Annotated in this window: 8 protein-coding genes; 1 reads left to right on the top strand and 7 read right to left on the bottom strand. The window is 62.9% G+C overall.

Going from position 1 to position 10,485, the window contains the following annotated elements; translation table 11 throughout:
• Positions 1-115 precede the first annotated feature (115 nt).
• Complete coding sequence (locus tag VMR03_RS06815; protein ID WP_325403546.1) at positions 116-880, top strand: MOSC domain-containing protein; 765 nt, start codon at positions 116-118, stop codon at positions 878-880.
• Between the two features lie 77 nt (positions 881-957).
• On the opposite strand, the gene VMR03_RS06810 is transcribed toward VMR03_RS06815, so the two are convergent.
• From VMR03_RS06810 to VMR03_RS06780, 7 genes are all read right to left on the bottom strand, one after another.
• Positions 958-1,692 (bottom strand): DUF4167 domain-containing protein, encoded by a 735-nt coding sequence (locus tag VMR03_RS06810; protein WP_325403550.1) that lies wholly within the window; start codon positions 1,690-1,692, stop codon positions 958-960.
• Positions 1,693-2,088: 396 nt separating this feature from the next.
• Positions 2,089-2,943 (bottom strand): peptide chain release factor N(5)-glutamine methyltransferase, encoded by an 855-nt coding sequence (prmC, locus tag VMR03_RS06805; protein WP_325403544.1) that lies wholly within the window; start codon positions 2,941-2,943, stop codon positions 2,089-2,091.
• Entirely contained in the window at positions 2,940-4,007 is a 1,068-nt protein-coding gene (prfA, locus tag VMR03_RS06800) for a peptide chain release factor 1 (protein WP_325403542.1), read from the bottom strand. Before prfA ends, prmC begins: the two co-directional genes overlap by 4 nt.
• 62 nt (positions 4,008-4,069) lie before the next feature.
• On the bottom strand, positions 4,070-5,215 hold the full coding sequence (gene ispG, locus VMR03_RS06795) for a flavodoxin-dependent (E)-4-hydroxy-3-methylbut-2-enyl-diphosphate synthase (RefSeq protein WP_325403540.1): 1,146 nt from the start codon (positions 5,213-5,215) through the stop codon (positions 4,070-4,072).
• A 121-nt stretch (positions 5,216-5,336) separates the two neighbouring features.
• Complete coding sequence (locus tag VMR03_RS06790) at positions 5,337-6,440, bottom strand: helix-turn-helix domain-containing protein (protein WP_325403538.1); 1,104 nt, start codon at positions 6,438-6,440, stop codon at positions 5,337-5,339.
• 339 nt (positions 6,441-6,779) lie between these two features.
• Positions 6,780-9,050 carry a phosphoenolpyruvate--protein phosphotransferase gene (gene ptsP, locus VMR03_RS06785; RefSeq protein ID WP_325403536.1) on the bottom strand — a complete coding sequence of 757 codons (2,271 nt, stop codon included), beginning with the start codon at positions 9,048-9,050 and terminating at the stop codon, positions 6,780-6,782.
• Between the two features lie 123 nt (positions 9,051-9,173).
• Positions 9,174-10,430: an aspartate kinase gene (locus VMR03_RS06780; RefSeq protein ID WP_325403534.1), complete on the bottom strand. Its 1,257-nt coding sequence runs from the start codon at positions 10,428-10,430 to the stop codon at positions 9,174-9,176.
• Between the last annotated feature and the right edge of the window lie 55 nt (positions 10,431-10,485).

The raw sequence follows: 10,485 nt of genomic DNA, 5'->3' as shown, positions 1-10,485 counted from the left end.
GAGCATTGCGCTGGATCAGCCCTCTGCGAGGCACCGGTCCGAAGCAAATATGGTGTGGCCACTCCGCCACACAAGAGGGTGTAATGCCCGGAAACCCTGGGATTTTGGAGGCTGGATGACCGAGACGGCACAGATCACCGGGCTTTATCGCTACCCGGTCAAGGGGCTCTCGCCCGAGCCGATGAGCGAGGCCACCCTCACACCCCACGAGACTGTTGCATGGGACCGCGCCTTCGCGATCGAGAACGGCTCGGCCGATTTCGATCCGGCGGCGCCCCGACACTTCCCGAAAATCAAATTTCTGATGCTGATGAAGAACGAGAGGCTGGCGCGCTTGCGCTCACATTTCGACGACAGGAGCACGACACTCACAATCTCGGAGAATGGCCACGAGCTTGCCCGTGGCGACCTGATGACGCCGGAGGGCCGCACGGCCATTGAAGCCTTCATGAAGGGCTACATGAAGGACGACCTTCGGGGCGAACCCCGCATTGTTCATGCGCCGGGTTTCTCCCATTCTGACGTGCCCGCCAAGGTCGTTTCGATCATCAATCTTGCCAGTGTGCGAGCGCTGTCCGAGATCGTCGGCCGGCCCGTCGATCCGCTGCGCTTTCGCGCCAACATCTATGTGGAAGGTCTGGCCCCGTGGGAGGACCACGGTTGGGTGGGAAAGTCGTTCCGCCTCGGTGACGTCCGACTCAAGGGTGCCATGGAAATCCAGCGCTGTGCCGCGACCAATGTCGATCCGGCGACCGCCGCGCGCGACATGGATATTCCTGGTACGCTGATGCGGACCTTCGGCCACATGAATCTCGGCCTTTATGCCGATGTCGAAGAAGCCGGAACAATCAGACCCGGTAACGGAATCGCACCGATCTGACGCGAAGCTTCAGACGAAAACGCGCGGGAACTTGCTTCGAAGTCCCGCGCGATCGCTAGCTCTGAAAGCATCCGTCGTCAGGCGACGGGCGCCTCTCCCGAGGGAATGGGGGCTTCGCCACCTTCGGCGGCCTGATGCCCTTCCCGTGCCTCGCCGGCGGCATTGCCGCCTTCGTGGCGCGGACGGCGACGGCGGCCCTGGCGGCGACGTGCTCCATCCGGACCAGCCGACACACCGCCGGGAATGCCCTGCGCATAGCCATCGCCACGCGGTTCGCCTTCGGATGCGGCGACCGGCGCCTCTTCCTCGCCGTTGAATACAGGCTGGGGCTGGGCGGCATTTGGATTGTGCTGACGCTCACCACGGCCGCTTCCTTCGCCACGACCCTGCCCATCGCCGCGACCCTGATTATTCCGTTGCCCGTATTGCTGCGGCTGTTGCTGATGATAGGGCTGATTCGGAAAGTGGGGCTGCGGCTGCTCGGGCGCGAAATCCTCCTCGTCCTCCTCCTGATCCTCGTCGGGACGATAGCCGAGATTGTGCTGCGGCCGGGGCTGGCCTTCATTGACGACCTGGGAGGCCATCAGCAACCTGTAATAGTGCTCCGCGTGCTGATAGTAGTTTTCCGCCATCACGCGGTCGCCGGCCGAGATCGCGTCGCGTGCAAGCTGCTGATATTTTTCGCAGACATGGGTCGCGGTTCCGCGAATCTTCACATCGGGTCCATTGCTGTCATAAGCGCGGTTGCCTGAACTCTGTGGCTTGCGTCCGCGCCCACGCGAGCGCTTGGAGTTGTTCTGCCCCTGCCTCATACGATCCATATCTCGCTACTGTTCATCTTGAGAGTTGTTCAAAGCATTTCCGCTTTTGTCCGAAACGGCGTCGATCACGCGGCTTCGGACGGTCGCCGACCCATTGTCAGCATGCGTTATCTGCGTGGCGTACTTCCGCACCGGTCGCGCCCTCCGGCCCCGCCGGATTGGTCATGTCGGATGCTCAGAAGTTCCGGCCCCGGCGCCTTTGCCCGCAATCCTTCGTCCTGGATTGCTTGCCGGGGCGCCCGCCTCCGGGTTCACCTCAAGCTCTCTTTAAACCGCCTCTTTGCGGCTTGAAGAGCGAGGTGGTGTTCCTTGGCTCAATACCCTAGGCGCAACCTAGCCCCTAAACGGACCCATTCCAACCGTTTTTTGCGGGCCGGCAAACGGACTTCATCCGCGTGGCAAGGTCGCCACAAGAGCGCGGGGGACAAGTCCAAGATCGGAAACCACCCGGCAAACCACAAGCCCCGCCGCCAAAAAAATCCCCGTCACGGCTTCGGCCTGCCCCTGACCCAATTCGACGACGACATGTCCCTCCGCGCGCAGAAGACGCGGTAGCACATCGGCCAAGGCACGATAGGCGTCAAGACCGTCGGCTCCTCCGTCGAGCGCCAGATGGGGATCGAAGCCGCGCACTTCCGGATCCAGCGTCCCAATCGTACCGGCCACGATATAGGGAGGATTCGAGATCACGAGATCGAACGGCGTGTCGATACCCTCCGCCCAGCTTGCGCGGCGAAACGCCGCACGTCCGTCGCAGCCGTTGGCGACCGCATTCCGCGCCGCCACGGCAAGCGCCGCCTCGGAAATATCGACGCCGATTCCCGTCGCATCCTTGCGTTCATGCAGAAGCGCGATCAGAAGACAGCCTGTGCCCGTGCCAATGTCGAGAATGGCGGGCGCTTCGCTGTCTCGAAGAAGCTCGAGCGCCGTCTCGACGAGCGTTTCGCTGTCCGGCCTCGGATCGAGCGTCGCTGGCGTGATCTCGAACGCGAGGCCCCAGAACTCGCGGGTGCCGAGGATGCGCGATACAGGTTCGTGGGCAAGGCGCCGCGCCTCGAATGCGCGGAGCCGCTCCATTTCCACATCGGAGAGCCGCTTGCCCGGCTCGCGAATCATTTCGATGTCGTCGCACCGCGCCGCCGCCTGTACGAGCAGCCGCGCATCGAGTTCGGGATTGGCGATGCCGGCCTGTTTGAAACGCCAGGCGAGCAGTCTGTATTCGTGATCGCGCGTCGTGATCACGCCTCTTCTCCGAGCGTCGCGAGGCGCGCCGCCTGATCCTCTGCGACGAGCGCCGAAATCAATTCGTCGAGCGCCTCGCCTTCGAGCACCTGGTCGAGCTTATGCAGGGTCAGGTTGATACGGTGATCAGTCACCCGGCTCTGCGGAAAGTTATAGGTGCGGATGCGTTCGGAGCGATCGCCGGAACCGACCTGCCCCTTGCGGTCGGCGGCACGCTCGCGGTCGATGCGTTCACGCTCCGCCTCGTAGATGCGGGCGCGCAGGATCTGCATGGCGCGCGCCTTGTTCTTGTGCTGCGATTTTTCATCCTGCTGAGCGACGACGATGCCGGTCGGCAAATGGGTGATACGGACCGCGCTTTCGGTCTTGTTGACATGCTGCCCGCCGGCGCCGCTCGCCCGGTAGACGTCGATGCGGAGATCCTTGTCCTCGATCTCGACATCCACATCCTCGGGTTCCGGCAGCACGGCAACGGTCGCCGCCGACGTATGAATGCGCCCGCCTGCTTCCGTCGCGGGCACGCGCTGCACACGGTGAACGCCCGACTCGAATTTGAGCCGGGCGAAGACACCCTTGCCGGAGATTTCCGCGACGATTTCCTTGTAGCCGCCGACTTCGCCCGGAGACGCGCTGATGAGTTCCGTTTTCCAGCCCTGCTTCTGCGCATAGCGCTCGTACATGCGGAAGAGATCGCCGGCGAAAAGCGCCGCTTCATCGCCGCCGGTGCCGGCGCGCACTTCGAGAATGACGTTGCGCTCGTCGGCCGCATCCTTCGGCAACAGTATCAACTGCACTTCGCGTTCGAGCGCCGGGATTTCGTCGTCGAGCCGATCAAGTTCCTCGCGCGCGATCTCGGCCATCTCCTTGTCGGCGAGCATCGCTTTTGCTTCCTCGCGCGCCGCCTCTGCCGCCTGCAGTTTGCGCACGCTTTCTGCGACCGGCGACAGCTCCGCGAATTCCTTCGATAGCGCCACGAACCGTTCGCGCGGCACATTGGCGTTCATTTCGGATTGGACCGCCTCGAAGCGGTCGAGCACCTTGCGCAATCTGTCCTGGGGAATCATGGGATCTCACGTCGCGGAATGGGGAAGCGGGGTCTCGCGCCGAAGCGCCGGATTAAATCCCGCTAATCGCCGGCGAGTGCGCGCGGCTGCATCGCCGCTTTCTCCGCTTCCCGTGCCGCCTCGATCTCTTTTGCCTTATCTTCGACGAGGCCGACGAGATGATCGACGATCTCGTCATTCTTGATTTTGTGGTCTGTGACGCCCGCCAGATAAACCATGCCGGAACCCGCACCGCCGCCGGTGAAGCCGATATCGGTCTGCTCGGCCTCGCCCGGTCCGTTGACGACGCAGCCGATAACCGAGAGCGTCATCGGCGTCGGGATATGGGCGAGCCGTTCCTCGAGGAGTTTCACCGTCTCGATCACGTTGAACCCCTGCCGCGCGCAAGACGGGCAAGAAATGATCGTGACGCCGCGGTGCCGGAGTCCGAGCGATTTCAGGATATCGAAGCCGACCTTCACCTCCTCGACCGGGTCGGCCGAGAGGGAAACGCGGATCGTGTCGCCAATGCCCGCCCAAAGGAGCGAGCCAAGACCGATCGACGACTTGATCGTGCCGGACATGAGCCCGCCCGCCTCGGTCACGCCGAGATGCAAAGGGCAATCGATGGCTTCCGCCAATTGCTGATAAGCGGCGACCGTCAGAAAGACGTCGGACGCCTTCACGCTGATCTTGAACTCGTGGAAATCGTGATCCTGTAGGATGCGGGCATGATCGAGCGCGCTCTCGACCATCGCTTCGGGACAGGGCTCGCCATACTTCTCGAGGAGATCGCGTTCGAGCGAACCGGCATTGACGCCGATACGCATCGAGAGTCCGTGATCTTTTGCCGCCTGCACCACTTCGCGCACACGCGCGGCCGATCCGATATTGCCCGGATTGATGCGGAGGCATGCCGCACCCGCTTCGGCAGCCTCGATGGCGCGCTTGTAGTGAAAATGGATATCCGCGACGATCGGAATCTTCGTCGCCCGGACGATTTCCTTCAGCGCCTTCGTGGATTCCTCGTCGGGACAAGAGACGCGGACGATGTCGCAGCCTGCCTCTTCGATACGGCGGATCTGCTCGATCGTCGCCTTCGCATCCGAGGTCAGCGTATTCGTCATCGTCTGGACGGTAATCGGCGCATCGCCGCCGACCGGAACGGATCCCACATGGATCTGCCGGCTCTTCCTGCGGGCTATGTCACGCCAGGGGCGGATGCTCATTGTCAAAATCCTGCCGGAGCGAGCCGGCATCGTTCAAAAACCAGAAAGGGCACTTCGCGTGCCCTTCATAGCAGATTGGAAGGACTTCTAGAGTCCTTTCGAAGGAAAAATGAGGCGATGGCTACTGGGCCTGGATCTCGCCAGGTGCAGGCGCAGGCGCAGGCGCCGGCGCTGCCACCTCGGCAACTGCCGGTTTGGGCAACGCGGCCACCAAATCGGCCACGTCGAGCGATTTTCCGGTCAGAACCAACGTCGGCGGGCCAGCAAGGCCGAGAGATGTACCGTCGAGCAGCAGTTCGAAAGCACTGGCATCGCGCGCGACCAAAATGACGCCGGGCTTGGCCGGCGCACGGTAGCTGTCGCCGAGCGCGAGCGTCCGTTCGATCAGAACGTGCCCCTGTCCATCCTCGACGCGGACCCATGCGTCGTTCTTGCGCGCGCGGATCACCACGCGGCCATCGAGATTTTCACTGCCGAAGGCCTGGCCGGCCGGAAGCGGCGGCAAGGCAGGCGCGGAAGCTGACGGGGCGGGCGTCTCGGCGGCGATCGGCTGAGGATCGAGCGCTGTCGTCTGGGTGGACGCCGAGGCGGGCGTTTCTTCGGCCGTGGCTTGTGGCGCGGGCACCGCCGGCGGAATGGCGTAGACGGCCGCCGGATCCTGTTTGGCGGGGACGGCGCTCAGGCCGCCATAGGGCCGGGTGGCCGCGGAGGCCGGGTCGCCGCTAAGTGTCGGGTGTTCGTCCGGCACACCGGTCGAGCCGGACCGCGCCTCGATCCGCTCCGGCACCGGCGGAACCCGCTCCGCCATCATCTTATCGGCAGAGCGCGACAACAGCCATCCGCCGTAAATACCCATGACGACGACCACACCGACGATCAGGAAAGTTCCGCGCGGCAGCCGCGTCTCTTCAGTCACCTTCGGAAAGGTAAGGTCTTCCCTGGCTCTTTCGCTCAGGTCGATCTCCGCCTTGTAGCGATCAACGACAAGCGTCGTGTCGAGGCCAAGATATTCCGCATATGAACGAATGAAGCCGATCGCATAAGCCCGACCCGGAAGATCGTCGTATCGCGCCTCCTCCAGGGCTTCGAGCTGCTCGCGGCGGATGCGGAGCGCCTGGGCGATGGTCCGGAGATCGTCGCCGCGCCGCATACGTGCCGACCGCAGCTCGGCGCCGACCGTGTCCATGGGAAGAGGAGTGTCTGTCGTAATGTCGCGCAGGTGCAACCGGCGACGTGCCTCCGACCGCTCTTCGGCCGGTGGCGTCGTTGCGTTGTTCATTGCCTTGGGATCTTCCCCGAGCTGAGCCGTCCCCATATGCGCGTCACCATCTGGCGAATTTGATCGACCTTGGATGTCCCATTTCAGGACACTTCAGATTCCCCTCGCTGAATCTGTCCTAAGTCGATGTGTGCGCCCAATTTTATCCAGCCAAGCCGCCCCCGCTGCCAGGCCCGGATGAGTAGAATAAATCAAAAGTGTTGAACAATCGCAACTGTAGATTGGTCCAATCGTACCAAAATCAGTCAAAATCGACCGCTGCCCATTTGCGCGCCAGACGCTTGTTCAAACGACAACCTGATGCTCAAGGGCGAAGTCTCGAAGGTGATCGCGAACCGTCGCGATGGGCAACGCGTAGAGATCTTCCATGAACTTTTCTAGCGCGTCCGCATTGAGCGAGCGCGTCATCATCTTCACCGGGCCGATCGCCGCCGGCGACATGGAAATACGCCGGAAACCGAGTCCTACCAACGCCATCGCCTCAAGAGGCTTTCCCGACATCTCACCGCAGAGCGTCACCGGCACACCATGCGCACGACACTTCACGACAATGAAGCGCAGGAAACTCAGAACGGCCGGGCTGAGAAGATCGTAGCGGTTCGCCACGCGCGGATTGCCACGATCCGTCGCAAAGAGAAACTGCATCAGATCATTGCTCCCGACACTGATGAAATCGACGAGAGGCAGAAGCGTGTCGAGTTGCCAGACGAGAGACGGCACCTCCAGCATGGTACCGATCTCGATTTTCGCAGGCGCGGGTTTTCCGAACTTTGCGAGACGCGCGAGCTCCTTGTCGACCAGCGCCCGGGCACGCTTGAATTCGGCCACTTCGGCTACCATCGGGAACATGACGCGGAGCGAGCGACCGGCCGCCGCCGTCAACAGGGCACGAAGCTGATGGCGCAACAAAGCCGGCCGGTCGAGACCGATACGGATCGCCCGCCAGCCCAGCGCAGGGTTTTCCTCCTTGAGCGCCGCCATATCCATATAGGGCAGCATCTTGTCGCCGCCGATATCGAGCGTGCGAAAGACGGTCGGCTTGTCGCCCGACGCATCGAGCACGGCGGAATAAAGCTCGATCTGATCCTTCAGGCTCGGCAGCTTCGAGGCCACCATGAATTGAAGTTCGGTGCGAAAAAGTCCGATGCCCTCGGCACCGGATTCGTGCAGGTGCCTCAAATCGACCTGTAGACCGGCATTGACGTAGAGAGCGATTTTCTCACCGTCCACAGTCACGGCGGGCTCGTGGCGTATCGCCTCATATTGCGCCTGCTTGCGAGCGCGGAAGCGGGCCTTCTCGGAATAGGAATCGATGATGTCCTGCGACGGCCGGACATAGACCTCGCCTGCGTCGCCGTCGACGATGATCGCGTCGCCCTGATCGATGTGATCGAGAATGGCCTCCGCGCGGCCAACCGTCGCGATGCCGAGCGCGCGGGCAACGATTGTCACATGCGCGTTCTGCGCGCCTTCTTCAAGCACGAGGCCGCGCAGCCGTTCCTTGTCGTAATCGAGAAGCTCGGCCGGGCCCATGTTGCGCGCGATGACGATCGCGTCGTTGGGCAAGTTGCCGCTCGCCGAGGAAAGCTTCACGCCCGTGAGCTGACGCAAAAGGCGGTTCGCGAGATCGTCGAAATCGTGGAGCCGCTCGCGCAGATAGGGATCGGCGGCACGCTGCAATCGCGCGCGCGTATCGTTCTGAACGCGTTCGACGGCGGCTTCGGCGGTGAGGCCCGTCCGCACAGCCTCGCTCATCCGCTGCAGCCAGCCGCGATCATTGGCGAACATGCGATAGGCCTGCAGCACTTCGCGATGCTCGCCCGCATGGGAGAGGTCTTCCGTCTCCAGCATGTCGTCGATCAGCCCTCTGAGCTCATAAACCGCTTGCTCGAGACGGTTGAGTTCGAGATCGACATCCTCGGCAATCAGCTTGGTCACATGGACGCGCGGCTCGTGCAGCACGGCATGACCGAGCGCAATGCCTTCCGAGAAGGGAGCGCCCTTGACATGGAAAGGACGCCGCCGCGCCGTGGAAGGCTCGTCGAGTTCCTGCAGATTGATGAGATCGCCCGCCGCCACGACTTCGGCGAGCACCATGGCCACCGTCTGTAGCGCCTCGACTTCTTCTTCGGTGTAATTGCGCTTGGTGCGGTTCTGAACGACAAGGACGCCGACGACCCGGCCGGCGCGCAGGATCGGCACACCCATCAGCGACTTGTAGACTTCTTCGCCCGTTTCCGGCCGATAGGCGAACCCCGGATGCGACTGCGCGTCGGCCAGATTGAGCGGCCGGGCATGTGCGGCGATGTCGCCGACGAGACCTTCGCCGACTTTCAGCCGCGTCTTGTGGACGGCGGTCGGTTTCAGACCTTCGGTGGCAAAGAGCTCGAGTTCGCGCGTCGGCCGCATCAGATAGACCGAGCAGACCTCGGCGACCATGTTGGCCGCAATCAGGACGACGATACGATCGAGCCGTTTTTGCGCCGCCTGCGGTTCCGCCATGACCTCGCGGAGCCTGCGGAGCAAGACGCGGGGACCACCGACGGAGCCCGCCATCAGTTCATGTCCCTTTTGCAGCCTTCCGCACGGCGCGCGAACTTGCGGCGGCGCGTGGGCGCTGCCGGAAGCTTCGCGGCCAACCGGCCGGCATGAGCGAGGGAAAGGGTCACATGATCTCCGTTATTCGCCGTCGAGCCCGTAAGCCGTGTGAAGCGCGCGCACGGCCAGCTCAGTATACTCCGACGCGATCAGGACGCTTACCTTGATCTCGGAGGTCGTGATGGCGAGGATATTGATCCCCTTGTCGGCGAGCGTCTTGAACATCGTCTTCGCGACGCCCGTATGGCTGCGCATGCCGATCCCGATGATCGAGACCTTGACGACGTTCGTGTCGGTCCGGACTTCCTTGCAGCCGATTTCGGCCTGCGCCTTGCGGATCACGTCTTCCGCGCGGGCGAGTTCGGCCTGCGGTACGGTGAACGTGATGTCCGTGCTCTTTCCGTCGTCCGACAGGTTCTGGATGATCATGTCGACATTGAGGGAATTGTCGGCGAGCGGCCCGAAAACCCTTGCGGCGACCCCCGGCTTGTCCTCGACCTTGACCAGCGTCACCTTGGCCTCGTCTTTCGAATAGGCGATGCCGCTTACGACCTGTTGTTCCACGATTTCTTCCTCGTCGCATACGAGTGTGCCGGGACCGGTTGCCTCAGGCCCATTGCCTTGCGGAGCATCGGGCACATCGAAGCTCGAGCGAACCTGAAGGCGCACTCGATAGACCATGGCGAGCTCTACGGAACGGGTCTGGAGAACCTTGGCGCCAAGCGACGCCATCTCCAGCATCTCCTCATAACTGATTTTATCAAGCTTTCGGGCCTTCGCAACGATGCGCGGGTCCGTCGTATAGACACCGTCGACGTCGGTATAGATGTCGCAGCGATCGGCTTTGATCGCGGCCGCGATGGCAACGGCGCTGGTGTCTGAGCCGCCGCGTCCGAGCGTCGTGATCCTGTTGTCCGGTGCAAGCCCCTGGAAGCCGGCAATGACGGCGACCTGGCCTTCGCCGAAGCGCCGGATGAGTTCGCTGCCGTCGATCTCCTGTATCCGCGCCGCGCCATGCGCGTTGTCCGTCCGGATCGGGATCTGCCAACCGAGCCAGGAGCGCGCCGGAATGCCGATGCGCTGCAGCTCGATCGCGAGCAGGCCGACTGTCACCTGCTCGCCGGTGGCGACGATGGTGTCGTATTCACGGGCGTCATGGAGCGGCGCCTGCTCGCGCGCCCAGGCGACAAGCTGATTCGTCGTACCCGACATGGCCGAGACGACGACCGCCACCTCGTGGCCGGCATCGACTTCGCGTTTGACGTGCTGCGCCACATTGCGAATTCTCTCGACGTCGGCAACCGACGTGCCGCCGAATTTCATGACCAGTCTGGCCATCTCGAAGTCCTAATCTCTGGCCGAAGCCTTTTACAGCACACCCGTTCCGGCCCCC

Source organism: Parvibaculum sp., assembly GCF_035511255.1.
Taxonomy (GTDB): domain Bacteria; phylum Pseudomonadota; class Alphaproteobacteria; order Parvibaculales; family Parvibaculaceae; genus Parvibaculum.
Note: the sequence above shows the minus strand (reverse complement) of the source record. Positions and strands in the feature narration are given on the sequence as shown.

Bases quoted from the DNA above. Each gene is read 5' to 3' on its own strand.
- ptsP (WP_325403536.1), bottom strand. From the start codon at position 9,050: ATGGCGGGCTCCGTCGGTGGTCCCCGCGTCTTGCTCCGCAGGCTCCGC.
- VMR03_RS06780 (WP_325403534.1), bottom strand. From the start codon at position 10,430: ATGGCCAGACTGGTCATGAAATTCGGCGGCACGTCGGTTGCCGACGTC.
- VMR03_RS06810 (WP_325403550.1), bottom strand. From the start codon at position 1,692: ATGAGGCAGGGGCAGAACAACTCCAAGCGCTCGCGTGGGCGCGGACGC.
- prfA (WP_325403542.1), bottom strand. From the start codon at position 4,007: ATGATTCCCCAGGACAGATTGCGCAAGGTGCTCGACCGCTTCGAGGCG.
- ispG (WP_325403540.1), bottom strand. From the start codon at position 5,215: ATGAGCATCCGCCCCTGGCGTGACATAGCCCGCAGGAAGAGCCGGCAG.
- VMR03_RS06815 (WP_325403546.1), top strand. From the start codon at position 116: ATGACCGAGACGGCACAGATCACCGGGCTTTATCGCTACCCGGTCAAG.